The 25,311-nt window shown below is 59.6% G+C and carries 23 protein-coding genes and 2 pseudogenes; 10 read left to right on the top strand and 15 right to left on the bottom strand.

Annotated elements, in window-relative coordinates; translation table 11 throughout:
* Window positions 1-6: 6 nt before the first annotated feature.
* From J5M71_RS22345 to J5M71_RS22335, 3 genes are all read right to left on the bottom strand, one after another.
* Window positions 7-2,382, bottom strand: coding sequence for a phosphoketolase family protein (locus J5M71_RS22345; RefSeq protein ID WP_207837114.1), 2,376 nt, complete (start codon window positions 2,380-2,382; stop codon window positions 7-9).
* A gap of 44 nt (window positions 2,383-2,426) precedes the next feature.
* On the bottom strand, window positions 2,427-2,891 hold the full coding sequence (locus tag J5M71_RS22340) for a CBS domain-containing protein (RefSeq protein ID WP_207837113.1): 465 nt from the start codon (window positions 2,889-2,891) through the stop codon (window positions 2,427-2,429).
* 62 nt (window positions 2,892-2,953) lie between these two features.
* A complete protein-coding gene (locus tag J5M71_RS22335; protein WP_207837112.1) occupies window positions 2,954-3,514 on the bottom strand; it encodes an Hsp20/alpha crystallin family protein in 561 nt (186 codons plus the stop codon).
* A gap of 194 nt (window positions 3,515-3,708) precedes the next feature.
* Between J5M71_RS22335 and J5M71_RS22330 the strand changes: the two genes are divergently transcribed.
* Complete coding sequence (locus tag J5M71_RS22330) at window positions 3,709-4,440, top strand: hypothetical protein (RefSeq protein ID WP_207837111.1); 732 nt, start codon at window positions 3,709-3,711, stop codon at window positions 4,438-4,440.
* Here J5M71_RS22330 and J5M71_RS22325 read toward each other — a convergent pair.
* A pseudogene (locus tag J5M71_RS22325) lies at window positions 4,415-5,146 on the bottom strand (cyclic nucleotide-binding domain-containing protein). The gene J5M71_RS22330 and the pseudogene J5M71_RS22325 overlap by 26 nt on opposite strands.
* Before the next feature lie 108 nt (window positions 5,147-5,254).
* Here J5M71_RS22325 and J5M71_RS22320 point away from each other — a divergent pair.
* From J5M71_RS22320 to J5M71_RS22310, 3 genes are all read left to right on the top strand, one after another.
* Entirely contained in the window at window positions 5,255-6,247 is a 993-nt protein-coding gene (locus J5M71_RS22320) for a universal stress protein (RefSeq protein ID WP_243434310.1), read from the top strand.
* 110 nt (window positions 6,248-6,357) lie between these two features.
* Window positions 6,358-6,927 carry a GNAT family N-acetyltransferase gene (locus J5M71_RS22315; RefSeq protein ID WP_207837099.1) on the top strand — a complete coding sequence of 190 codons (570 nt, stop codon included), beginning with the start codon at window positions 6,358-6,360 and terminating at the stop codon, window positions 6,925-6,927.
* A gap of 94 nt (window positions 6,928-7,021) precedes the next feature.
* Window positions 7,022-8,389 carry an erythromycin esterase family protein gene (locus J5M71_RS22310; protein WP_207837093.1) on the top strand — a complete coding sequence of 456 codons (1,368 nt, stop codon included), beginning with the start codon at window positions 7,022-7,024 and terminating at the stop codon, window positions 8,387-8,389.
* 18 nt (window positions 8,390-8,407) lie between these two features.
* Here J5M71_RS22310 and J5M71_RS22305 read toward each other — a convergent pair whose 3' ends face one another.
* The 5 genes from J5M71_RS22305 to J5M71_RS22285 all read right to left on the bottom strand — a co-directional run bounded on the left by J5M71_RS22305 (window position 8,408) and on the right by J5M71_RS22285 (window position 12,298).
* On the bottom strand, window positions 8,408-8,590 hold the full coding sequence (locus tag J5M71_RS22305; RefSeq protein ID WP_207837091.1) for a hypothetical protein: 183 nt from the start codon (window positions 8,588-8,590) through the stop codon (window positions 8,408-8,410).
* A complete protein-coding gene (locus tag J5M71_RS22300) occupies window positions 8,583-9,287 on the bottom strand; it encodes a phosphoribosyltransferase (protein ID WP_207837088.1) in 705 nt (234 codons plus the stop codon). Before J5M71_RS22300 ends, J5M71_RS22305 begins: the two co-directional genes overlap by 8 nt.
* Before the next feature lie 62 nt (window positions 9,288-9,349).
* A complete protein-coding gene (locus J5M71_RS22295) occupies window positions 9,350-9,958 on the bottom strand; it encodes a hypothetical protein (RefSeq protein WP_207837214.1) in 609 nt (202 codons plus the stop codon).
* A gap of 55 nt (window positions 9,959-10,013) precedes the next feature.
* On the bottom strand, window positions 10,014-11,381 hold the full coding sequence (locus J5M71_RS22290) for an MBL fold metallo-hydrolase (RefSeq protein ID WP_207837085.1): 1,368 nt from the start codon (window positions 11,379-11,381) through the stop codon (window positions 10,014-10,016).
* Window positions 11,372-12,298, bottom strand: a complete 927-nt coding sequence (locus J5M71_RS22285; RefSeq protein WP_087502220.1) for a universal stress protein — start codon at window positions 12,296-12,298, stop codon at window positions 11,372-11,374. The genes J5M71_RS22290 and J5M71_RS22285 overlap by 10 nt, the downstream gene beginning before the upstream one ends.
* Before the next feature lie 186 nt (window positions 12,299-12,484).
* On the opposite strand from J5M71_RS22285, the gene J5M71_RS22280 reads away from it, so the two are divergent.
* Window positions 12,485-13,033 (top strand): GNAT family N-acetyltransferase, encoded by a 549-nt coding sequence (locus tag J5M71_RS22280; RefSeq protein WP_207837083.1) that lies wholly within the window; start codon window positions 12,485-12,487, stop codon window positions 13,031-13,033.
* Between the two features lie 27 nt (window positions 13,034-13,060).
* Here J5M71_RS22280 and J5M71_RS22275 read toward each other — a convergent pair whose 3' ends face one another.
* Window positions 13,061-13,987 carry a universal stress protein gene (locus J5M71_RS22275; RefSeq protein ID WP_207837082.1) on the bottom strand — a complete coding sequence of 309 codons (927 nt, stop codon included), beginning with the start codon at window positions 13,985-13,987 and terminating at the stop codon, window positions 13,061-13,063.
* Window positions 13,988-14,357: 370 nt separating this feature from the next.
* On the opposite strand from J5M71_RS22275, the gene J5M71_RS22270 reads away from it, so the two are divergent.
* From J5M71_RS22270 to J5M71_RS22260, 3 genes and pseudogenes are all read left to right on the top strand, one after another.
* Window positions 14,358-14,606, top strand: a complete 249-nt coding sequence (locus J5M71_RS22270) for a hypothetical protein (RefSeq protein ID WP_243434305.1) — start codon at window positions 14,358-14,360, stop codon at window positions 14,604-14,606.
* Between the two features lie 2 nt (window positions 14,607-14,608).
* The gene (locus J5M71_RS22265) at window positions 14,609-15,430 is read left to right on the top strand and encodes a helix-turn-helix domain-containing protein (protein WP_207837080.1); all 822 of its coding nucleotides are present in this window, start codon (window positions 14,609-14,611) and stop codon (window positions 15,428-15,430) included.
* 34 nt (window positions 15,431-15,464) lie between these two features.
* Window positions 15,465-15,596: pseudogene (locus J5M71_RS22260) on the top strand (MgtC/SapB family protein); the annotation flags it as partial.
* Window positions 15,597-15,847: 251 nt separating this feature from the next.
* Here the strand turns inward: J5M71_RS22260 and J5M71_RS22255 are convergent.
* The 5 genes from J5M71_RS22255 to gcvA all read right to left on the bottom strand — a co-directional run bounded on the left by J5M71_RS22255 (window position 15,848) and on the right by gcvA (window position 24,264).
* The gene (locus J5M71_RS22255) at window positions 15,848-17,485 is read right to left on the bottom strand and encodes a BCCT family transporter (protein WP_207837078.1); all 1,638 of its coding nucleotides are present in this window, start codon (window positions 17,483-17,485) and stop codon (window positions 15,848-15,850) included.
* Window positions 17,486-17,803: 318 nt separating this feature from the next.
* Window positions 17,804-19,300, bottom strand: coding sequence for a CoA-acylating methylmalonate-semialdehyde dehydrogenase (locus J5M71_RS22250; RefSeq protein ID WP_207837075.1), 1,497 nt, complete (start codon window positions 19,298-19,300; stop codon window positions 17,804-17,806).
* Window positions 19,301-19,345: 45 nt separating this feature from the next.
* On the bottom strand, window positions 19,346-20,503 hold the full coding sequence (locus J5M71_RS22245) for an iron-containing alcohol dehydrogenase (RefSeq protein ID WP_207837072.1): 1,158 nt from the start codon (window positions 20,501-20,503) through the stop codon (window positions 19,346-19,348).
* A 125-nt stretch (window positions 20,504-20,628) separates the two neighbouring features.
* Complete coding sequence (locus tag J5M71_RS22240; RefSeq protein WP_207837063.1) at window positions 20,629-23,127, bottom strand: CoA transferase; 2,499 nt, start codon at window positions 23,125-23,127, stop codon at window positions 20,629-20,631.
* Between the two features lie 213 nt (window positions 23,128-23,340).
* Window positions 23,341-24,264, bottom strand: coding sequence for a transcriptional regulator GcvA (gcvA, locus tag J5M71_RS22235; protein ID WP_207837061.1), 924 nt, complete (start codon window positions 24,262-24,264; stop codon window positions 23,341-23,343).
* Between the two features lie 81 nt (window positions 24,265-24,345).
* Between gcvA and J5M71_RS22230 the strand changes: the two genes are divergently transcribed.
* Window positions 24,346-24,978, top strand: coding sequence for a TetR/AcrR family transcriptional regulator (locus J5M71_RS22230; protein ID WP_207837059.1), 633 nt, complete (start codon window positions 24,346-24,348; stop codon window positions 24,976-24,978).
* 46 nt (window positions 24,979-25,024) lie between these two features.
* Window positions 25,025-25,311, top strand: a 287-nt coding sequence (locus J5M71_RS22225; RefSeq protein WP_207837057.1) for an alcohol dehydrogenase catalytic domain-containing protein, incomplete at its 3' end; no start/stop codon positions are given.

Here is a 25,311-nt window from a genome sequence, read left to right as displayed (position 1 = left end):
GCCTGTTCAGGCGTCTGGGTGCGGCGTCCAGTGCCATTGCGCAACCTCAGGCATGTCTTCTCCATGCTCGATCAGGTACAGCTTGTGCTTTTCCATGGTCGACCAGTAGCGGGTTCGCGCCTGATCCACCTGCGCTCGCAGGCGAGGCACGCGTTCGAACACATCGAGCACCAGCTGGTAGCGGTCGAGGTTGTTGATGACTGCCATGTCGAACGGCGTGGTGGTTGCCCCTTCTTCACGGAATCCATGCACATGAAAGCGCAGCGGGTTGGCACGCTTGTAGATCAGGCGGTGAATAAGGGCAGGATAACCATGGAAGGCGAAGATCACCGGCTGCTCTTCGGTAAACAGCGCGTTGAAGTCACTGTCGGGCAACCCGTGCGGATGCTGTTGCGGTGATTGCAGTGCCATCAGGTCAACCACGTTCACCACCCTCACCCGCAGATCGACAACAGAATCACGAAGCAGGGTCACGGCCGCCAGCACTTCCAGCGTCGGCACATCGCCTGCGCAGGCGAGGACCACCTCCGGCAGGTCATCGTCATGGCTGGCCCATGCCCAACGCCCAATGCCGGCCTGGCAATGCAGATTCGCCGCCTGCCCATCCAGCCACTGCCATTCCAGCTGTTTTCCGGCAACGATCACATTGATGTAGTCACGGCTGCGCAAGCAATGGTCAGCCACGGACAACAGGCAGTTGGCGTCTGGTGGCAGGTAGATGCGCGCAAGATCGGCCTTCTTGTTCGCCATAAGGTCGAGGAAACCTGGGTCTTGGTGCGAGAAGCCGTTGTGGTCCTGGCGCCAGACATGCGAGGTCAGGAGGATGTTCAGCGAGGCGATCGGCTTGCGCCAAGGCACTTCGGCGGCGGTCTTGAGCCATTTGGCATGCTGGTTGATCATCGAATCGACGATATGAATGAATGCTTCATAGCAGGAAAACAGGCCGTGCCGGCCGGTCAACAGGTAACCTTCCAGCCAACCTTCACATATATGTTCGCTGAGTATCTCCATCACCCTGCCGTCTGGCCCGAGGTGGTTATCTTCGACGCCGTGGGGATCCAGCCAGACCTTGCTGGTCGCCTCGAACACGGCGTCCAGCCGGTTGGACGCCGTCTCGTCAGGCCCGAACAGGCGGAAATCGCGGGACACCAGGCTGTTCTTCATGACGTCGCGCAAGTAACTGCCAAGAACCCGGGTCGCCTCTGCACGCACCTGTCCAGGTGCGTCCATCTTCACGCTGTAATCGCTGAAGCGCGGAAGGTCGAGCGCCCGCAACAGCAGCCCGCCATTGGCATGAGGGTTTGCGCTCATGCGCCGTCGTCCGGTCGGGACCAGTGCGGCCAGTTCCGGCAACAACGCGCCCTGGGCATCGAACAGCTCATGAGGGCGGTAGCTTTCCAGCCATTGCCGCAATTGCTGCAAGTGCAGCGGCTTGCGAAAATCACCCAGGGGCAGTTGGTGGGAGCGCCAGGTCCCTTCTACCCGCTGCCCATCGACGAAATTCGGCCCCGTCCAGCCTTTGGGGGTGCGCAATACCAGCATTGGCCACAACGGCCGGTCGATGGCTACGCCCGACTCGGTGTGCCGGGCAAGGCGCTGGATCTGGCAGATTTTCTCGTAGATCACATCAAGCGTCCTGGCCAACGCCCGATGAACCTCCATCGGTTCGTCGCCCTCGACAAAATAGGGGTCATAGCCATAGCCATACATCAGGCTGGTCAGCTCGTCCTCGCTAATCCGCGCCAGCACCGTCGGGTTGGCGATCTTGTAGCCGTTGAGATGCAGGATCGGCAGTACCGCACCGTCGCGCGCGGCATTGAGGAACTTGTTGCAATGCCAACTTGCCGCCAGCGCGCCGGTTTCCGCTTCGCCGTCACCTATGACGCAGGCCACGATCAACTGCGGGTTATCCAGGGCAGCGCCATAGGCATGGACCAGGGAATAGCCAAGCTCGCCACCCTCGTGCACAGAACCCGGGACATGCGGGCCGACATGGCTGCCAATGCCGTACGGCCATGAAAACTGACGAAACAATCGTGCCATCCCCTGCGCATTGCGTTCTATCGCAGGGTTCAGCTCGGTATAGGTACCATCCAGGTACGCCTGGGCAACCATGGCCGGGCCGCCATGGCCAGGGCCGGTGACGAAGAGCATGTTGAGATCGTAATGGCGGATCAGCCGGTTCAGATGGGTGTAGATCAGGTTCAGCCCCGGCGATGTGCCCCAGTGCCCCAGCAACCGGGGCTTGATGTCGGCCAACTTCAGCGGGGTGGCCAGCAAGGGGTTGCCCTGGAGATAGATCTGGCCAACGGTAAGGTAGTTCGCGGCCCGCCAGTAGGCATCCAGCCATTCGAGTTCCTCGGTACCTGGATAATCGTTCATGATCGCCCCCTCTGTCGATGGCGCGCACGCGTATGTGTACGCGTTCAGATATCCCCGGCGCGGATATCTTCTTCCCGTCGGCTCTGCTGACGGATCAGCAAGGTCAGCTCGTGCAGGTGGTCGGCCAACAGCCCCACCAGGTCGTCTGCAGTGACAATGCCGACCAACAGGCCAAAGTCATCGACCACCGGGATCCGCCTAATGTTGGCCCGTCGCATGTTCAGAATCACATCGAACAGGTCTTCATTCTGATTCGCGGTAATCAATGGGCGTGGCAGGACGTCGATGGCCTGGAGGTCTTCCTGGTCAGGAGGGTTGCAGGCGATGATCCTCAGCGCAAGGTCACGGTCGGTGATCAGGCCGATAGGCCGGCAACGGTCTCGATCGACAGGCTCGGCCAGCACCAGGTCACCGACGTGGTACCGACTCATCATCCGCGCTGCGGCGAAGATCGAAATGCTGGGGAGCGCCGTGACCACATCCCGGTTGCAGTATTTGCCGATGGACATGATGTTTCACCTTTTGGAATGCGAAGACGGAGCGTCCCTGCTCCTGAAATCGGTCAGGTCAATCACTTGCTGCTTTTGATAGGAATCACTTTTTCAGGGTGAATCGCTTCGGCGCGCTTGGGCAGGTGCACCAGCAGCACGCCCTTGGCGAACTGTGCATTAATCTTTTCCGAGTCTACTTCACGGGGTAACTGGAAGACCCGCTCGAAGCTGCCGTAGTGCCGCTCCGACAGGTGGTACTCCTTGCGCTTTTCGTCGACCTCTTCCTGCTTCTCGCCGCGAATCACAACGTTGCCATTGACCAGCTTGATCTCGATGTCCTTGTCGTCCACACCTGGCAGCTCGGCGCTGATGCGAAACTCATCGGCCAATTCGCTGATATCCATCGCCGGCATGCCATGGCTGAACAGTTCACGGCGCCAGAATGGCTCGACATCGAACGGGGTGTGGCTGAACGGCATGCGCAATGGCCGGCGACCGAAATCGTCGAACAGGCTGTCGATCTGACGCCGCAACTGCTGGAATGGGCGCCACAGGTCCGATGGCTCGGTACCTGGAGGCGTAATCTTGGCAGGTTGGGTGGTTGCGGAAGTGACAGGTACTTTCTTCGCTGCTTCGGACATGGCGACCTCCTCTAATGAGTAATGCCTCCCTGGGAGACGCCTCGATATTGCGCTGGCAGTCAACGTCGCGTTTGACCTTTATCAATCAGCTGACTTCCGCCATCGCTTGTCGGATTGATACTGATCAAAGTCCTGCTCTGGCATGCGGATAGCCTGAAAACTGCGCGGTATATCCAGACAAGATCGAGGCGACTATGGAGCGGGACGACAGCAAAAGTGTCCGCTTGCTTGAAACCCTACCCGGTCCAGGCATTCAACAGTGCCTGCGCCTTGCATTGTGCAGCGCGCAGTTCAGCGAGGCGATGCCAGGCCAGTATTGCCTGCTGGCCAATCGTACCGAGCGCTGGCCATGTAGCTACGTCAGCCTGCCCGGGGTGGACGGACGGTTCCTGGTGACCACCCGTAGCGCACACCCTCTGGGGCAGCCAGGCGAGCTTCTGGGGTATTCAGGCCCTTTGGGCAGCGCCTGGCCAGTGCCCTTGCAGAGCGCACGGCTACTGGCGATCACGCGTGGTGAAGGGGTATTGGCGTTACTGTGCATGCTTGATGAAATCCGCTGCTGGCTGCCTTGGGTGCAGGTGCGGTTACTGCACGACGGCTTGCCGCTGGAGCGCCTGCCCAACGAATGCCGGGCGTGGCTTCGCAAGCAAGCGACGGCGCCGCGCGACAGCTCCAGCGGATGGCGGCAACTGACACATCAACTGCAGGAGTTCAGGCCAGATACGGTCTACGGTTGCGCGCCGGCTCAGGTGGCCCGGCAGGCGGCGCGCATGTGTTGGCAAAAAGGAGTTTCTCCCCGGCGCATCTGGCTGCGGTCCGATCATATGCCTCAGCCAATCTGGGGGGGGCGAGGCCCTCTGGATGGGCCGGTCCAACGCTACGACAGGGTTCTGGCGGCGCTCAAGTGGGCTCCTCCAACCGGCTGAGGTTCAGCAGGCCTTGCAAGTCGACCAGTCGAACTTCCCGCCCGACGCACTTCACGAACCCTGCCTGGGTGAAACGGCTGAACAACCGGCTGACGGTTTCCAGGGTAAGGTCCAGGTAGTTGGTGATATCGCCTCGGGACATCGGCAGGTTGAAAACGTCTGCGCGCAGACCGCGTTCGTGATAGCGCTCTGACATGCCGGGCAGGAAAATCGAAAGCCGCTGCTCGGCTCATCCATGGCAGCAACGCAAGTGTTCGTCCTTGCCCTGAATCCCCAGACTCAGCATATGCAACAGCTGGTAGCGCAACCCTGGGATCTGCCCCAACAGATCGACGAGCTGATCCAACCTGATGGAACACACCAGAGAAACCTCCAGCGCCAGTGCATAGCTTCGGTAATGCCTGGCACCGAAGGCGTCCAGCCCCAGCATCTCCCCTGGCGGGACGAAGCCGGTAACCCGCTCGTTGCCCTCGGCATCGAGCAGGAAACTCTTGATGGCCCCTGAGCGCAGGGCGTACGCATGTTCCAAGGGCTCATCGGCCTTGAACAGATATTCGCTCTTCTTCAAAGGCCGGTTACGGCGCACGATTCGCTCCACCTTGTCCACTTCTTCGGTACTAAGGCTGGCGGGCAGGCAAAGCCGGCCCAACGAACACGCTAGGCACTTCACATGGGGCCTTGCCCCCACATCCAGAGGGCCTGACATGATCATGTCTCCGCTGTTTTACATGCGGGTATCAAGACAAATTAGCTGGTTAGCCCGGGGTTTTTCGGGGCCTCTGACAAAGGGTTGCGCCATGTCGATCAAGGCTTGATGAAGATCAAGTCAAACCGCCGAGTTGCACTCATGCTCGATTATCGACCGGTTGCAAGCAGCCAGTACGGCTTGATTGATGCCCAGTCCAGACAGAAGGCCGAATCTATGAAAATCAATCACTTGCTTTTGATCGCCCCCTGCGATGATCGGTACAGCCCGGCCGTTGAGCTAAGCGCCGAACTGGCAATGGCAATGGACGCTAGTGTATCGCTTGCAGCGCTACCGGCCCTCTCGCTCGGCGCGCAGAAACTGTCCGTCGAGTCGTACCTGAAACAGCGGGCTAACAATCTTGCTTCCAGAGGCCTTGGTATCGGTCCTGACGTCATGGTACTCAAACCCACGACGAAAAGCGTCACTACGCAAATCACACTCTGCAACGCCGACCTGGTGGTCATGGACCACGCCGCCGACTCTGCGGTGCGCCAGGCCGACCTGGACCTGAAACTGCTGGAAAAAACCCCTTGCCCGGTGCTATTCGCTCGCGAGCATGTCGCGCCCCGCCTGGAGAAGCTGTTCGTTGCCGCCCCTGCGAGCTGCGAAGACCTCGACGAACGGGCATTGAACACCCACGTCATCGAGGTAGCCAAGGCGGTATGCCAGGCCCGCAAAGGCAGGATGCATCTGTTTTCAGTCTACGACCAGGCGGCGCTGCTGCGCCATAGCGAGCAGTACAGCTTGGCAGACATCCCAAGGTACGAAACCCTGGCCGCCACGTGCAAGGCGTTTGTCGGGCAGCTTGGAATTTCGACACTCCAACATCACCTGATCGTCGGTTCTTGCGCCCATTCCATCTGCGCGTATGCCAATCGTTGTGAATACGACCTGGTGGTAATCGCCAATGCACATAACCCTCGCCAGCACGAAACCCTGCGATATTTGCTCAGCCACCTCAAATGCAGCCTTTTGGTGGTCAATGCACCGGACAGGAAAATGCAGCAAGCGTCCGAAGCCTGGGGGAGCCTTGATGATCCGCTGTTGTTCCCCGCCTGACAGATGACAGCGGCCGGCGACCGGGCAATTGACAACTATCAAGTCCGCGCAGGTCCGAGCGTCGAAACTGAACTTCCATTGTTCATTCCCGACTCACGAGGATCATTGCCATGGCTCCTACAGAACCCTCCCGTCAATACACCGCCCCCTCGTTTCCCAAGCCTGCGGGCGAACATTGGATCGAAGCCCTCGACAATGGCACCCATGTACTGATCAGGCCGCTGCAAGCCAAGGACCGGGAGCGCGAGAGGGCCTTCATCGAACGGCTGTCACCGCAGTCGCGGCATTTTCGCTTCCTGTGCCAGATCAAGGAGCCCGGTGAGGCGATGCTCGACCAGTTGATGGCGGTCGACCAGGACCGACAAGCCGCCTATGTCGCCCTCGCCCATGTGGACGGCGAGCTGCAGGAGGTGGGCATATCGCGTTATGCCGCCATTGCCGGCAAGGATGAATGCGAATGCGCCGTGACGGTGCTCGACAGCTGGCAGCACCATGGCCTGGGCCGCCTGCTGCTCAAGCACCTGACCGATCATGCCCGGGCAAAGGGCCTGCGGCAGATGTACTCGATCGACTCAGCCGCCAACCTGGCGATGCGCGACCTGGCCAAGGCGGCAGGATTCACCACCAGCACCGATCCGGATGATCCGGCCCAGGTCATCCATCGCCTCAACCTGACCTGAAGCGCCGTTGCGCCAGCGCCTGGGGCAGCCACCGTGCTGCCCCGCCGCTTCAAGCCTCACGACCTCCGGCCATATCCGCACGAGGAGGGTATCCATGAACAGCAACTCGCGGAAACTGATGGAAAAGCTCTACGGCAAGCAATGCCAGGTCGACAGCGCTGAGATCGCCCCCCTGCTGCATCAATTCGCCGAACCCTTGCCCGACCTGAACTCCCCCGCATTCGCTGCGCTGTTCGACCGCTACGCCGACGCCCGTGTAGTGATGCTGGGCGAGGCAAGCCATGGCACCAGCGAGTTCTATCGCGCCCGTGCAGCAATTACCCGGCGTCTGATCGAACAACACGGATTCAACATCGTGGCCGTCGAAGCCGACTGGCCGGATGCCGGACACGTCGACCAGTACGTGCGGGGCTTGGCCCATTCGGCATGGAAGCGCCATATTTTCAGCCGTTTCCCAACCTGGATGTGGCGCAACAGCGAGGTCAAGGCATTCTCCCACTGGCTGCATGGACACAATCGCCTGCTGGCCGTCGAGCGCCGCGTCGAGTTTAGAGGCCTGGACGTCTACAGCCTGCGCAACTCCATTCATGAAGTGCTGGCCTTTCTGGACCGGGCAGATCCGCACCTGGCTCGCGAAGCGCGCCGCCGTTATGGTTGCCTGACGCCCTGGCAGGATGACCCGGCCCTGTACGGCCACTTCGTCGAACGCGGTGGCGTCATGCCGTGCGAGCAGCCTGTGGTTGAACAGCTGAATGTGATGCTGGCCGAACAGCTGTCGGGCCTGATCCGCAACGACGAAGCGTTCTTCAATGCCACCCAGAACGCACGGGTGATCATCGCTGCGGAGCAATATTACCGCGCGATCTACCGAGGCTCGACTGCCTCCTGGAACCTGCGCGACCGGCATATGTTCGATACCCTGCGCGCACTGCTGGAACATCGCGGGCCACACGCCAAAGCCGTGGTCTGGGCACACAACTCCCACATCGGCAACGCAGATGCCACGGAAATGGGCTGGAAAGGTCAGTTCAACATCGGTCAGCTGTGCCGCAACGCCTTTGGCCGGGAGGCCGTGCTGATCGGCATGGCCACTGATCGCGGTCAAGTGGCCGCCGCCAGTGACTGGGATGGCGACATGCTGATCAAGGACATCCGCCCTTCGCGGTCGGACAGCTGGGAGCACCAGTTCCGCCTGGCAGGCGTACCGGCTTCCTTGACCGACTGGCGAGACCCACAGCGCAAGGAGTTGCGTCGCATCTTGTCCATGCCACTGCTCGAGCGCGCGATCGGCGTCATCTACCGACCGGAGAGCGAACGGCTGAGCCATTACTTCGAAGCAGTGCTGGCCGAGCAATTCGATGCCATGCTCTGGATCGAACAGACCCAGCCGGTCAACGCCCTGCCTCTGCCGAAACAACAGCATCTCGAGCCGGAAGACGAAACCTATCCGTTCGGCGTCTGAATATCCGGCCTGCAAGCCTCAGGGGGAAGAGGCTTGGGGGCCGCGACTGGCGAGCATGTCCACCACATACTGGCTTCTGCCGCTCAGCCGGCCGCTGCCATGGGCAAAAATGACCAAGGCACGGGTGTCGGTAGGTAACCGTCGGTCGGCCAGCAGTTCTACGCCCGGCCATTTCATCGAACGCAGCTGCACCTCAGTCATCTTCAGCCTCCCCGGCACGCACCCTGGAGGACTCCGCGAACCCTGCCTTGTCCATCAGCGCGATGACTTCTTCGTCCGAAGTCTGGGGAAAGTCCTGGTACCAGTAGCCGACCGAAACCATCCGCTCAGGCACCAGCGGGCAGACCACCTCGTCCACTTCGCCCCACATGGCCTCCAGCGTTTCCGGTGGCGCGACTGGCACCGCGACCACGATACGCACAGGCGACAACGCCCGTGTCGCCTGAATGGCCGCCATCATCGAGGCTCCGGTTGCCAGGCCATCATCAACCAGTATTACGGTCTGGTCCTTGAGCCGAAGCGGTGGTCGGGTACCTCGATAGGTGCGCTCGCGACGTATCAGTTCCTGGGTTTCCCTGACAACCACGCTTTCCAGCAAGGTGCGATCGACCGGATAAGCCCGCAGCGCATCGTCGTTGAGAATCTTCACCCCACCCCCGGCGATCGCACCCATGGCATATTCAGGGTGCGATGGTATTCCAAGCTTGCGCACTACCAGCAGGTCCAGGCGAACCTTGAGGGCGGTAGCGACCTCGTAAGCCACCGGCACGCCGCCTCGTGGCAAGGCGAGCACGATCACATCAGACCGTCCGGCATATCGGCTCAACAACGCCACCAGGCAGCGACCGGCTTCAGCACGGTCGGGGTACAGGGTGCGACGAGCAAGATCATGCGACATGCAAACCTCCCGCGCCGCGACGGGCGCCTGTCGTTTCAGCTACTGGCAAGCACTACTACCATTCAAGGCACCGTCGCCCGGGCCCCTTCAGGCAGCAGGTCGAACTGCTCGAGGCAGCGCTTTTCGTCGTCTGCCGTCAACCCCTTGTATGCGCTCACTTCCCGCATCGGCGTTTCCAACAAGGCCAGGCGTATTACCCCATTGCGATCCAGAAACGTTTGCGCCAGGCAGGTACACACCGGCTTGCCGACCAATGCCGTGAGCTTTTCATCCTCAGGGGTGTTCACCCGGGCCTGCAGGCTGTCTGTGCAATTCTCCACGATACGGTCCACCGAGCGCCCCGCCAGCCAAAGCGTGCCGCCAGCGAGCAACGCCAGGAGCAGCAACATGCTCAAGAGCACGTTCGACTCCTGGGTGACCGAGCGCAGGAAGGCAAGCCGAGCCTGCCAGCCCGTGGCCTGGCCATTGAATATGGTCTTGCCTACCGTGCGTTTCACGCCACGCTGCACCACCCACCCCAACGCCACGCACAAGGCGAGCAAGGCCAGCAGCATAAGTGGATGTTGCATCGGCAGGCGCCAGTTCGGGCTCAACGACCGGTAGGCAGCTACCACGACGAGCAATGCGAAGATTGCCACGATCACCCCCAGGCTACCTCGTGGCCGATGCATCCAGGCCCGCAGTTTCGCCCTTGCTTGTGTATCCATGACAGCCTCCCGGCCCAGGCTAGCGCACTGGGTCAATAGCAACCGTTTCGTGGTACTCGGGTACGTACACCTGCCAACCGAGCTCGATGCTGATCCGCCGCCGCAACGTGTCGGCGGCGTGCGGCTCACCATGGATGACATAGGTCTGGCGTGGCGGGCGGGCGAAACCGCGCAACCACTCCATGATCTCGTCGGCATCGGCGTGCGCAGAGAGATTATCCATCGCATGCACCTGGGCCCGGATAGGCACGTCTTCACCGTGCAGGCGCACACTGTGCGCGCCAGCTACGATATCGGCGCCGCGCGTACCACCGGCCTGAAAACCAGAGAACAGAATGCTGTTGCGCGGGTTGGGTGCCAACGCCTTGAGATGGTGCAGAACGCGCCCACCGGTCGCCATGCCACTGGCGGCAATGATGACCGCAGGTTCACGCAGCTGATCCAGACGCCGGGATTCATCTACCGTGCGGATGATATGCGTGCCCCTGCACATTGCGGCGCATTCCTCCGGTGTCAACCGATGCTCGCTCCTGAACTGCTGGTACAGGACGGTTGCGTCGGTGGCCATCGGGCTGTTGAGGTAGACCGGGATATCAGGTATCAGGCCATCGCGCTTGAGCTTGTACAGGTAGTACATCAGCAATTGGGCACGGCCAACGGCGAACGACGGCACCAAGGTGATGCCATGACGCAGAAGGGTCTGGTTGATGACCTGGGCCAGGAATTGCTCGGTCGATTCGGTTGGATGCTGGCGGTCGCCATAGGTGGACTCCACCAGCAGCACATCTGCCGTCCTGATCAGTTCCGGTGCACGCATGATCGGGTCTTGTGGCCGTCCCAGGTCGCCGGAAAAGACCAAGGTCTGGCCATCGGCCTTGATCTGCACCGTCGCCGCGCCGAGTATGTGTCCAGCCGTACGCAGCAGCAGCTCCATGCCCTGCGCGACCATGATCGGTTGATGCAGCGCCACAGGGCGCAACAGTGCCAAGGCGCGCTTTGCATCCTGTTCGGTGTAAAGCGGGCGTGCCGGCGAATGCCTGGAGTAGCCATGCCGGTTGGCATGCTCGGCCTGCTCCTCCTGCAGCCGGGCACTGTCGAGTAACAGGATCTCGGCCAAGGCACAAGTGGCCGGGGTTGCGTAGATAGGCCCGGTATAGCCCTCCCGCGCGAGCACCGGAAGATAACCGCTGTGGTCGAGATGGGCATGGGTCAGTACCACGGCATCGAGCGCGCTCAGCGCCGCCGACAACGGTTCCCAGTTGCGCAGGCGCAGTTGCTTGTAGCCTTGAAACAGCCCGCAGTCGATCAGCACGCGGCTGCTGTCGCGAGTCAGCAGGAACTTGCTGCCAGTCACGGTCCCGGTACCACCAAGAAATGTCAGTTGCATGGCCAGGGCTCCAGGGCTTCGAGCGCTTGCGGGTGAAACGCCAGGACGCTGCACGGTGGACGGCTGATGATGCGCTCGGTAGTGTCGCCCAGTAGCTTGTCCAGGCCCTTGGGTTGCACGACCCCCATGACCACCGTGTCGATGTCCAGCGCAGCGACCTGCTCGCGAATCACATGCACGGGGCCACCTTCCATGAAGTGGCGGCGATCCGCCGCGACCCCCTCGGCGTCCGCCAAGGTGTCGAACGGTTCCTTCAAGGCACTGCGCATCTCATCGATCCACGCCTGGGTGACGTTCATGTCCGAGGCGAACACGCCTGCCAGGTTGTAGGCCGAGAGCAGGTGCAACTGCGCATCGCATTGCAGCGCCAGCGCCTGCGCAGCACGGATCAGCCCACGGTTGAAGGACGCCTGGACGTCGGGTGTTTCGCTGAAAGAAGTGTCGACGGCGACCAGCACGCGCTTGGGCAGCGACACCGCGGCCGCCGGCACGAAATGCGTGACACCCTTCAAACCCCGCATCAAGGCGCAATCCAGAGGCGTGCGGAACAGTCGCACCATGGCTGGCGTCGCTTCGCTGTCCTTGATGACCATATCGGGCTGCAGTTCGCTGATGTAGTCGATGGCCTGGCTGCGGATGTCGTCCGCCTGCAGGCTGTCGACCGTCAAGGCGATGCTGCCGCCACGGTGACGCTCGACCAACCCCGCCAGCCGCACACGGTAGTGATCGAACTGGCGCTGGATATCTGCCTCGTTCAATCGCTCTTCGCGCAGCAGGTGCTCCTGCGTCGGTTCGAACAAGCCCAGCACATGCACACTGGCACCACTGACATGCGCCAGGGCCAGGGCCCTGCGCAGTGCGGCCGAATGCGGATCGACCTCGGTGAGCAGCACCAACAGTTGTCGATATTGACCCATGGTGAACCTCCGGGCTTGCGCGGCTGGCGTGATGATGTAGGCGATTGTCCGAAGACGGGTCGCTTCGCGCTTGATGCAGATCAGAAAAACCACCGTCGAGCCTGAACTTGACGATTGTCAGAACCGGCGCCGCCCAGCACGGTACAACCACTGCAGCAAGCATCGACCAGGTGACCGGGAGGCGACATGAACAGGCAGCAGACTGAACAGCCAGACGCGTGCGAGCATTGGATCGAAAAGCTTTCGGACGGCTCTGCCGTACTGATCCGCCCGCTGGATGAGAAAGACCGCGAAAGGGACCGCCGCTTTCTCGGCACGATCGCCTACGAGGCACGGCGTTTCCGCTTCATCGCCGGCCTCAGTGGCGGCCTTCCGAGCCTGGATGCGCAGCATATGCCTGTGGATCATCACCAGAGCGAAGCCTACGTTGCCCTGGTCCATGCAGATGGCCAGTTGCGGCAGATCGGGGTCAGTCGGTATGCCAGTGTTCCCGGCAGCCGGCTCTGCGAATGCGCCATAGCCGTACACGAAGAATGGCAACGCAAGGGGTTGGGCCGGCTGCTGATGCAGCACCTGATCGCGGCCGCGAAGCGCAATGGCTTTCACTGCATGATCTCCAGGGACCTGGCGAACAACTACGCCATGCACCGGCTGACCAAGGGACTGGGGTTCAGCTCACGCTACCTGGGTGGCGATGTCAGCGAAATCATTCACGAACTTGACCTTCGCGCCTGAAAACAAGGCCCTTTCGGGCCTTGCAGCCTAGCCTCTGGAATGCTCCGGTGAAATCACCAGCACGCTGCTGGACAATCGATGCAATACCCGCTCCGCCGTGCTGCCGATGAACCAGCCAATGCCGTGATGGTGGTAACTGCCCATGACCAGCACATCGATATCATTGTTCTCCATGAACAGCGCCAGCACCTTGGCCGGGTCTCCCAGCCTCAGGTGGCGGTGTTCGGCGGCGATACCGTTACGTTCGGCCAGTGCCTGGAATGCCTCGCTTTGCGCCTCGTGCAGTGTCTGGGCGAGGTTGGAGTCGAACAGAAACGAATGCTCGCGGCTGCCACCTGAGTCCAGGTACATGGACCCGAGGTCGTAGGCATATAGCAGTTCGATCTGAGCGTTGCACTGTAATGCCAGTTTCAGCGCTTCACTGATGATCTGGTCGTTGAACCCCTCAAACTGGTCCTCGGGGCGGGACAGGTCCACGGCAGCCAGAATCTTGCGCGGCAGCGCGTGGCTGGCCTGATGCACCAGGTGCAGGGGGATGCGGGTTTCCCGCAGCAACTGAATGTCAAGCGAGGTGAACATCGCCCGCGCCCACCAGGGTTCATGCTCGAAGGCCTTGATCAGCATGGCGAACGGCTGCTCGCGCAGGTGGACGAGGATCTCGTCCAGCGGATGCTGCACCCATACCACTTCGGTGGTGACCGTGACCCCGTTACGGCGCATCGAAAGCGCTTGGGTTTCCAGCCATGCACGGTGTTGCTGTACATAACCTTCACGCATCACAGCCAGCGCCTGGTCGTTGACCATGCCCGCCGTGGCAAGGCCTTCGAGATAGTCGAAAGCAACGATATGCAGGGCCATGCCCTTGGCCTTGGCCAGCGCAGCCGCACGGTCGTAGGCCGGGGTGCGCCGCATCAGGGGCGAGGCGATCAGCAGGAGTCTTTGCGGGTTGTCCATGGCACACCTCAGCAGTTGGGAAGTGTTCCTGGATCATCCATCACCCGCACCTGACGGATTTGATGTTTATCAACTGAACCACTGGACGGACAAACGGCAACGCCCGCTGCGCGGAAATTTGATGCTGGTCAAAGCTTCTGGCCGTTAACGGCGCAATCTGGCCCTACACCAACAACAATCATCGAATGCCCCGGAGGCGTGCCATGGCGCTCATGAAAACCATCGAAGTCACCTATGGTCGTTCGCCAACCAGCGCGATAGCGTGATGAAAATGGCCATCACGCCCTGAACACCCCTGTTGCCGGCAGGGATGCCTTCGTTTCGCATGGATTTGCAGTCGGTTTGCTCATGCATGCTTTTGGAGGCTTCCATGAAAATCTACGTCGAAAATAATCCTCAGCAGAACCGCTGGTGGGTCCGCATGGACGACTGCCGGGTGAGCTTCAATACGTCCGCCGAAGCGCAAGCCTTTGTCGACCGGTTGAATGCGCGCCTCAACGCGCCCCACTCGCGGGACATGCTGGCCGACTGGTCACCACGCCCAGGTATGGGCAGCGTTGGCAAAGCCCATGCAGGGATGGCAGCCCAGGCAGATCTACGATGCGCGAAGGAGGCCTGAAAATGACTGGCCTACTGAAGGTGACCTTGCTCGACCAACCTGCAGCGTCGAACCCGGCAACCCCGATTCACCTGAAACCGCTAACAACCCTGTGCACAGAGTGCCGTGTCAGCGGGCTGTGCCTGCCCACCGGTCTGCCCGTGCATGACAACAGTTGCCTGGGCGCACTGATCGGCCCGCGCATGCGTATTCGCAAAGGCGCCGCACTGTTCAACGCCAACGATCCGCTGACGACGCTTTATGCCGTGCGCTGCGGCAGCTTCAAGACCAGCCTGAACAGCGCCGAAGGCCAGGGCGTGGTGATCAATTTCTGGATGCCGGGCGATGTACTTGGGCTCGACGCCATCGCCACCGAGCATCACGTATGCGATGCCATTGCCCTGGAAGACAGCGAGGTGTGCCCTGTCCCCTATCGCCGGCTGCAGGCATTGGCGCGGGACTTTCCCGTCCTGCAGCAAAGCCTGAACCGTTTGATGAGCCGAGAAATCGTGCGCGAGCATGAGCGGGTGCTGATGCTGTGCAATCTCACCGCCGAACAGCGCCTGGCAAGCTTCCTGGTCGGGTTGTCACGGCGCTTCGTCAGCCGCGGTTATTCTGCGCACGGCTTCATGCTGCGCATGTCCCGGGAAGACATGGCTTCGTACCTGGGCTTGCGCCTGGAAACCGTGTGTCGCTCGGTCGCCCGCTTGCGCGCGCTGGGCATCGTCAGCATGCGTGGCAGACTCGTCGAGATACTCGATCTGCCAGCCTTGATAGCCCTCGAGCAAGGCGGCGCGGAAGTCAGCCCCAAGGACACCCCGAAGGCGCCATGCTCGACACGGTGAAGTCAGCCATGGTGCCGTCGCGCTGAGCATCGGCATGCTGGTGGGGCTCGAGCGCGAGCGCAAGAAAGACCGCAACGAAGATCATGCCGCCGCCGGCCTGAGGACCTTCGCCATCACCACCCTGCCGGGCTACGTCAGCCTGTTGCTGGCCGGGCCTGTGCTGGTTGGCAAGTCACAGCCGTGAGGCCCTTGGCCGCCGCCGCTGTACTGTCGTACCTCGCCAGCATCGCGCAATAAAAAACATCTCTGAGGGTGCGTTTTCCTTATGACTCTACGGCGCGCGCCATAACAGGACATAAATGATCATCGATATATCAACCGACTCAACAGACGCTCGACGATACCCTGCCGAACAAAAAAGCAAAAAAACCTAGGAAACCCTAGGTTTTTTTGCAAGTAGCACCTTGGATGGCGGCTTTAACGCCCAGGCTCAGGATACGTCGCGCAGAAATCAACCTCCACAGCCGGAAGCGCATCAATCTCGGGCGTTTTGCCAAGCGCGACCGCGTCTTCCAAAACAATTTCCCTGGATCCTAGTTCATGTTCAAGGTCTGCACGAATCATGCGAAGCAAAGACCAGGTCAGCACACCGAGCACAGGTATCAAAGGCAGCGCGACGACAATGGTTGAAGTCTGAACAGCTTTCAGCCCGCCGACCTTGAGAAGCCCGATGCCAATGACCGCCAGTAACAGCGCCCATACAATCCGCAGCCAGCGCTGAGGTTCTTCATAACCGCTCAGCTCATTGGATGTAACTGACGCAAGCACATAAGCTGCCGAATCAAGCGTCGTCGCCAGGAATACAAAGCAAAGAAGAACGAAAGCGCCAATAACGAGACTTGAAAACGGCATGGTTTTCAAGATGGCGAGTACTGCCGCCGGAATACCCTGTGCTGACAGAATAGCACTGACATCCAGCTCGCCTGTCAGCTGCAGATTAAGCGAGTAGCCGCCCCAGACAGCGAAGAACACCCAGCAACCCAGGCTGCCCCACACCAGCTCCGCCAAGATGAGTTCCTTGATTGTCCGACCTCGAGAAATACGAGCAACAAACAATCCCATCATGGGTGCATAGGCAATCCACCAGGCCCAATAGAAAATCGTCCAGTCCTGAGGGAACGTACCTTTTGCAACAGGGTCCGTCCACAGACTCATGTGGATGAAATTATTGACCATCAGGCCCAGGCTGTTGGCCCAACCATTGATGAGCAACAAGGTGGGACCAACAACCGCAGCGAACAAAAGAAGCGCAAAAGCCAAATAGACATTGATATCGCTGAGTATCTTTATCCCCTTACTCAGCCCAAACCAGACACTCATGCCGAACATCAATGTCCAGAGCGCCAAAACGCACATGTCAAATACAAAGGACTGCTGTATTCCAAAGATGTCGCTGGCCAAGGTCGAGACCAGGGGCACAGCCAAACCAAGGGACGTGCCCACGCCGCCAACAATACCGAAAACCACCACCGTATCAAGCGTAATACCCATCCAACCGTTCGACTTGTCACCCAAGACACCACGCGCGGCCACCGACAATCTCACACCAGGCTGTCGACGAACATACATCGAGTAGGCAATGGGTAACGCCGGCAAGCAGTAGAATGCCCACGGGGTCAGCCCCCAGTGGAACTGCCCATACGTCAACGCCCACTCTGCCGCCTCACGACTGTGAGCAGCCACATTCAAAGGGGGGGTATTAAAATAATAAATTGGCTCTACCCAGGCCCAGTTAACAATGGCTATGCCGATACCACCGCAAAAAATCATGGCGACCCAGCTGAAATAGGAAAACTCCGGAACGTCACTCTTTCGTCCAAGGCGAATATTGCCGTAACGCCCGAACGCCATCCACAGCAGGAATACGACAGTCATCAAGCCGGAAACCAGGTAGAGCCAGCCAAACTTCCCGGTCGCAAACGCGAACATCTGGTTTATTACCGCACTCCCCGCCTCGGGAAACACAATAAGCGGAATCGTGACACCAAGTATCACCGCAATCGATGGCCAAAATACGCGACCATCCAACGAGGCACCATCTTTTGACTTACTCATTTGGCATATCTCCTCAGAACGTTCGATTCAACACCAGGACTCTGTTGAATACAAATATGTCAAGCACGAATTAAAACCCCTGCTCAAACAGATCTAGTTCCATGGAGAAATGAAAGGCCGCTTGCCTTTCCCGAACATATATTGTGCTTATTATTCATATTCGCCTCGAATTGTATTTAATTATTATTTCAGCGGCACAACCAGGTAAACCTCAATTCGCAACTGACACCACCGGTATTCGGCACGACTGCGAGCGGAACTCATTGCCACAAAAAGATGGGTGCCTGGCGGCAGTCAGGCACTCACCTTGTCCAATCCTTACTTCATCGTCGGCATGGAGAACTCAACGCCCTCCCGGACACCTGACGATGGCCAGCGCTGGGTGACTGTCTTGCGTCGGGTGTAGAACCTCACGCCATCCGGCCCGTATGCATGCAAATCACCGAACAGCGAGCGCTTCCAGCCGCCGAAGCTGTGGTAGGCGACGGGCACTGGCAAAGGAACGTTGATGCCAACCATGCCCACCTTGATGTTGTCGGAGAAATAGCGTGCTGCTTCGCCGTCCCGGGTGAAGATGCACGTACCATTGCCGTACTCGTGTTTGTCGATCAGCGCCATTGCTTCCTGCATGCTGTTGACACGTACGACCTGCAGAACCGGCCCGAAGATCTCTTCCTTGTAGCTCTGCATGTCTGGGGTAACGTGATCGATCAGCGTGCCACCGACGAAGAAACCTTCCTCGTAGCCAGCAACGTTTGGCTCACGCCCGTCGACAACCACGGTTGCCCCCTGCTGTTCAGCACTGTTGATGTAGCCAACCACTTTTTGCTGATGCTGCCGGGTGATCAGCGGGCCGAAGTCGTTCTTGCTGTCGGTGTAAGCGCCCACCTTCAGGTTTTTCATGGCTTCTTTCATCTTGCCGATCAAGGCATCGGCTGCCGCGTCACCCACCGCAACGGCGACCGACAGCGCCATGCAGCGCTCACCGGACGAGCCGAATGCAGCCCCCAGCAGCTGGTTGACCGCATTGTCGATATCGGCGTCTGGCATGACGATCGCGTGGTTCTTGGCCCCACCCAGTGCCTGGCAGCGTTTGCCGTGGGCGGTGGCGGTGGCGTAGATGTACTCGGCAACCGGCGTCGAACCCACGAAGCTGACCGCCTGAATGCGCGAGTCGTGCAGCAGGATGTCGACCGCCTCCTTGTCCCCGTTCACCACGTTCAGCACGCCCTTGGGCAGACCGGCTTCGTGCAGCAGTTGCGCAATGAACAGCGTGGAGCTTGGGTCGCGTTCGGAAGGCTTGAGAATGAAGCAGTTCCCCGCTGCAATGGCCACAGGGATCATCCACAGCGGTACCATCACAGGGAAGTTGAATGGCGTGATGCCTGCAACCACGCCCAACGGCTGGAATTCGCTCCAGGCATCGATGTTCGGGCCAACATTCTTGCTGTGTTCGCCTTTGAGAAGCTCGGCGATCCCACAGGCGTACTCGACGTTCTCGATGCCACGCTGCAGCTCGCCTGCAGCATCATGGGAAATTTTCCCGTGTTCTTCACCAATGAGTTTGCAGATCGCATCTGCGTTCTGCTCCAGCAGCTCTTTGAAACGGAACATGATGCGGGCCCGCTTGATCGGCGGCGTATCACGCCAGGCCGGGAAAGCAGCTTCAGCAGTCGCGATGGCGTGCTCTACCGTTTGGCTGGATGCCAAGGCGACTTGGCGTGCCACCTGGCCGGTAGCGGGATTGAAAACATCCTGGGTGCGCCTGGATTCGAAAACGACTTCGCCGTTGATCAGATGACCGACAGTATTCATGTGAATCTCCACTTTTTGTTATTCAGATAATGCGTTGGTGCCGGATTACCAAAGGCTGCGGTAAAGCTCGACCATCTCTGCCTCGGTCGGCACACGCGGGTTATTGCCAGGTGAGCCGGAAGCCAGCGCCTGGGCGGCCATGGTTGGCATCAGCTCGAAGAATTTCTCGCGGTCGATTCCGAATTGCGCAGGGGTGGGCACATTCAGTTCCTCGTTGATAGCCACCAACTCTTCCAGCAGTTTTTCCACGGCGGATTGGTCCGTATCGCTTTCAGTGGCGACGCCCATTGCACGCGCGCAATCGGCATACCGGTCACGGGCAGCAGGGATCGAGAATGCCGTCACTTCGGGGAGCAGCATGGCGTTCGACAAACCATGAGGCACATGGAATGCGGCGCCAATTGGGCGGCTCATGCCATGCACCAGGGCAACAGAAGCCGCCGAGAACGCCAGGCCCGCCAGGGTCGATCCCAGCATCACAGCCTCCCGCGCGGCACGGTCCGCCCCGTCGTGGTAGACCTTGCGAAGGTTTGGCCCGATAAGGCGCATGGCAGCCAGCGCCTGGGCATCACTGAACAGATTCGCTTTCTTGCTGACGTAAGCCTCGATGGCATGCGTCAGCGCATCGATACCGGTGTCCGCCGTCACGCGGGGCGGCAACGAGAGCGTGAGCTCGTAGTCGACCAGTGCAGCGACAGGCATGAAGCCTGCGCCGACGCACAGCATTTTTTCGTCAGTCGACTCATCGGTGATGATGGTGAAACGGGTGACTTCGGAGCCAGTGCCGGCAGTCGTTGGAATGGCAATGATCGGCAAGCCCATCTCGGTGACATTGCGCGGGAACTTGTAATCGCGCATGACTCCGCCGAACCTGGCCAGGATGCCGATCGCTTTGGCGCTGTCGATCGGGCTTCCGCCGCCCAGTGCGATGATGCTGTCATAGCCCCCTTCCCTGGCGGTCGCGACGCCGGCCTGAATCGAAGCGACGGTAGGCTCGGGGACGGTATCGGAGAATACGTCGACCTCTATTGCGTGTTCTGCCAGAACTGCGCTGATACGACCGGCATAACCTAACTCAACCATCATTCGGTCAGTGATGATGAGTGGTTTATGGCAGCCGAGGCTGGCCAGTACCTGATGGATCTGCTGGCTGGCACCGGCACCGGTTTGCAGGATACGTGGGAGGATGCTGTTGTAAGTCATGGCTCTATCTCATTTCCTGGGCATGAACGCGCCCGCGAGCAGCCTCGGGCTCGTGTTCGCTTGATCGGTCAATCGGCAAGCAAGGGGGCGTTTCAAAGGCCTGCCCCCTGACCTGCCTTCAGCAGTCAGCTCGGCAGATATTCCTCACTCCAGGATTCGCCGATTGCGCCGGCGTCCAGGAGTGACTGAATCTGAGCCTCGGTATAGCCGTAGCGGCCCAGCACCTTGCGGGTCGAAGTGCCAAACTTCTCAGCGGGTGGTAGCGCTCGAATACGCGCTACCCGTGGGCGAATGGCGTAGGGGTCCAGCTGCGTGACCCGATGACCGCTCGGATGGTCGCTGTAGACGCTGAAGGAGTAGCTGCCATTCTCGGTACCTGGCAGGCCATCAGCGGCTCGGCTGTACTGGCTGCGCAGGTGATCGATGTTGTCCGGCACCGCGGCAGCGATGTTGGCCGCCTGCAGACGCTCCTGAAGGAAAGAGCTGCTCATGCGGGCAATGACCGCTTGCAGATAGGCAGCGCGATCACTGGCGGATGCCAAGCCGCTGAACTCTGTGATGTCGGCGAATTTGTGCAGTTCTGGCTCGGAAGCATCCAGGTAGATCCAGCCATCCGCCGTCTTGTAGAAGCGAGAAAGATCGCTGTAGCCAACCACGTCGCGCCCGGACGGCTCATTGAATGGCGCTCGACCTGCGTAGTCATAGCAGAACGGGATCTGCACCAGATTCCCCAGTGAAGCCAGAGAGGTGCGCGCCCGGTAGGCTTCGCCGGAGTGGTGTTTGCGATAAAGCGCCGTTGCGACGCCCAGAGCGGCAGCAAATCCACACATCACGTCGATGGTACCGACGTGGGCATGTTCTTCCGGGGTTTCCATGCCACCACCAAAACGCAGCATGATCCCGGTCGTGGCCTGGATGAGATCGTCATACCCCAGATAATCGGTGCGAGGGCCACGGCGGGGGCCACCGAAACAATCGAGCTGGCAGAAGATCACTCCAGGATTCACCGCCTGAAGGCTGGCCTCATCCAGACCCAGCGGCGCCAGTTGGCGATCGGGCGCGTTCATGACGATGACATCGACCTCCCGCACAAGACGATTGAACACCTCTCGCCCTTCGCAAGAGTTCAAGTCAACCAGGACACTTTCCTTGCCCCGTGCCGAAGACATACCAAAGACCACGGTATTCCAGGGATCATAATTAGGAACGACAGGGTCGAGTTTGATGACGTCTGCCCCGAAGCGGCCCAGGAAAGACGTCGAGTGGGGCCCCGCGATGACGTTGGTCAGGTCCAGAATCTTGACGCCTTCCAGCCAGCCGGCAGGTTTGTCGAGCTTGGCAGGCGGCAAGGCAGGAGCCGAACGCTCGGACAGTGTTGCCAACGCTTGCTCATAGCTCACCTCGCGACGCGAAAGAGGTTTCAGCATTGGCTCTGAGCACCCCTCCAACCACGCAATCGGGCCAGGCTGTTTCATGACGCCGAACTCGCGATCATTGACCTCAACGATCAGCCCGGCGGTATTCGAATGCTCGTCATGGAGCCACTCTTGGGTCGACCTGTGCGGAGCCCCAGGGAAACGCCCCTCACCGAAGATGACTTCCCACTCCGCCGCTGTCTTGGTCAGGAATACTTCTTTCATCCGCGCGGAGATGCGTGCGGCCCAATCAGCAGGCAACGGGTAAACCCCCAGGGATGCATTTCCTGCCCACTGGTCAATCGGCAGGTAGGGGTCATCAACTTTCGGCAAGCCGGCGGCAACCATTTCCTCGTAGATGCCCATTGCCTGCAGGCAGCGCTTGGCATGCTCACGATGCGATGGGCAAACGGCGTAGAATTTACGACCATCCGCACATTCATAGGTACGGTAGAACGGGTCGAGGAACTCCTGCAGATCCTGATAGCTCAAGTTCATCGGCAGGTTCTCAGCGCGACGACGCTCACTCTCCTTCTCTCGCAGGGTCTTGTAGCGCAGCGGGTAACCATCGATCTTGATCGAGTTGTACGACAGACCTTCCATCACCGCTGATGCCAAGGGAACTTCGATCTGATCGCCAACGCCATTCTTTTCACGCGCCTGCAGAGCAAGCACTACAGAAGATACAGCAAGCATGGTGCCGTACGCTGACGCCAAGGGAAGTGGCGAGAAACTAGGGTTGATACCCATCAGTACGCGGTTTTGACCCATGTCGGTGAACACACCGGAGGCCGAAGCGATCACCGCCTCGGTAGCACGCCATTGCGCACGCAGTACGTCATCACTGGCAAACCCTGGAATCGACAACGTGATCAACTCAGGACGAGCACGCCGCAGCTCTGCGAAATCGAGGCCCAGCCTGGGCATGACACCAGGCCGGAAATTTTCAATCACGATATCGGCACGGGAGATGAGTTCACGCGCCTGATGCAGCCCCTCTGGCGTTTTCAGATCCAGGCGCATGCACAGCTTGTTGCGATTGAGTGTGGCATTTGCCGGGCTATCCCAGAGAGGCCCTGCCTGCGGGTCGATGTGAACGACAGTCGCTCCCAGATCAGCGAGGATCATCGCTACTGCGGGGCCTGCGATGTATTGTCCGAAATCGATGACATTGACGCCTTGCAAAGGCAATTGGTTGGAGTGTGCCATGACGATAACCCTAGGTAGCCCCGTGCCAACGAGATTCGTCGGCGCGGTTATTGTTGTTATTGAGACCTCGTACTAACCGGTCACCTGGACGACTGCACCATCCAAGGGCTTGCGATGTGATTGCCACTTTCAGAAATTCGAAGGCATCGCGAAAGCAATAAAAAATGGCCCTAAGAGGCCATTTTTTTTATTGCTCGGGTACTTTGCTTATCACTAAGGGTGCTCGTCCTCGTCGGCGCCGGGCTCGACCTTGAAAGCCTGCGCCTCTTCGCACAGCCACTGGGCAAACGCCGCTGCATCCGGATTGACCATGCTGTGTGCTGAATAGACCAGGTAGAACGCCTCCTTGGTCGGTACATGACGCCCAAGGGGTGCGACGAGCCGGCCCTCGTCCAGAAGATGCCTGACCAATGAAGACCGCGCCAACGCAACGCCCTGACCCAGTTCAGCCATCGTCAATGCCGAAATAAGGGTGTCGAACTGCATCCCCTGAGAAGAGTCGACGCTCTCTGCGTTGCTCCTCTTGAGCCAATAACCCCAGCCTTCTTCATAGCCCAGCACGTGCAGCAACGGGTGCTTTGCAAGGTCCTGAGGACGCTGCAACGGACGTTGCGCAGTGATCAATGCCGGTGAACATACCGGCACCAGCGTGTCCCACGTCAGACGCTCGGCCTTCATGCCAGGCCAGCGCCCTTGTCCGTACCTGATTTCGAGGTCGGCATCGAATTCTGTTTCATCTACCCAGATGTTACTCGCGACGCGGATGCCCACATCCGGGTGCAATGCTTTGAATCGGGGTAACCGGGGAGCGATCCAATGAGTGAAGAACACCAGGCTGCTGCGGATACTGAGCGCGCTTCGATGCCCCTGCCCGAAGATCTCATCCGTCGATGCAGCGAGGCGCTCAACCGACTCTCTCACTACTGGAAAGTAGGATTTTCCTGCTTCCGTAAGCTCAAGCCCGCGCGGGAGACGCTTGAAAAGCGCCTGGCCTAGCTGCGATTCCAAAGCCTTGACCTGCTGACTGATCGCTGCCTGCGTGAGATTGAGCTCTTCGGCGGCATGGGTGAAATTCAGGAGCCGAGCAGAAGCCTCAAAAGCTCGAAGCCAGTTCAGGGGAGGTAAACGCTTTTTCATGACGCATCCAACGCTAAGGCTAATCGGAGATCGAGTCGCTCAGTGGTTGACATTAGAGACGGACAGTCTAAATTACAACGCATGAATGACTCCAAACCTGTTCCTCGAAGGGGCCGACCGCCCAAAATCGCACGTGAGCATGGCGAAACGCTAGAGCTTTTGCTGCGCTGCGGCATGGAAATCCTTACCGAACAGGGCTTTGCTGCCACCGGCATCGATACTGTGCTCAAACGCGTCCAGGTGCCCAAAGGCTCGTTCTATCACTACTTCGACAGCAAAGAAGCATTCGGCCAAGCGGTATTGCAGCGCTATGCCGACTACTTCGCCCGAAAACTCGATCGTTGCTTCAGCGACCTGAGCGTGTCGCCGCTACGAAGGCTTTCCAACTTCGTTGAACAAGCGAAGGTCGGGATGGCCAAGTACCAGTTCCGAAGGGGCTGCCTGGTAGGCAATCTCGGCCAGGAGGTATTGGTGCTGCCAGACAGCTTCCGTGAACAATTGGAACTGACCCTGCTGGACTGGGAGCAGCGCTTGTCTGCCTGCCTGGAGGAAGCGGTCAAGCTGGGCGAGGTATCTTGCGAACATGACTGCAAAGCCTTGGCGGCCTTTTTCTGGGTTGGCTGGGAGGGTGCCGTGCTTCGCGCGCGACTGACGCAGCATGTCCGCCCCCTGGACATTTTTTTCCAAGGATTTCTGATGGGAATCACTCGATGATTCTCTGGGGCAATTTAAAGACAAACGGTCTAAATGAGGATAAAGCATGTTCAAAGCCATTCTGATCGAAAAGCTGGAAGACAAGTATTCGTCCCGAGTCACCGAATTGCAGGATGACCAGCTACCCACCGGGAACGTGACGGTGAAGGTGGCCTACAGCACCTTGAACTACAAGGATGCGCTCGCAATCACCGGCAAGGGGCCGGTTGTTCGTCAATTTCCGATGGTGCCGGGCATCGACCTCGCGGGCACTGTCGAAGCGAGTGACGACCCTCGATACCAGCCAGGCGATCGCGTATTGCTCAATGGTTGGGGGGTGGGTGAAAGCCATTG

Origin of the sequence: Pseudomonas sp. 43(2021) (assembly GCF_017490805.1) — a bacterium.
In the GTDB taxonomy this organism is placed as follows: Bacteria; Pseudomonadota; Gammaproteobacteria; order Pseudomonadales; family Pseudomonadaceae; genus Aquipseudomonas.
Note: the sequence above shows the minus strand (reverse complement) of the source record. Positions and strands in the feature narration are given on the sequence as shown.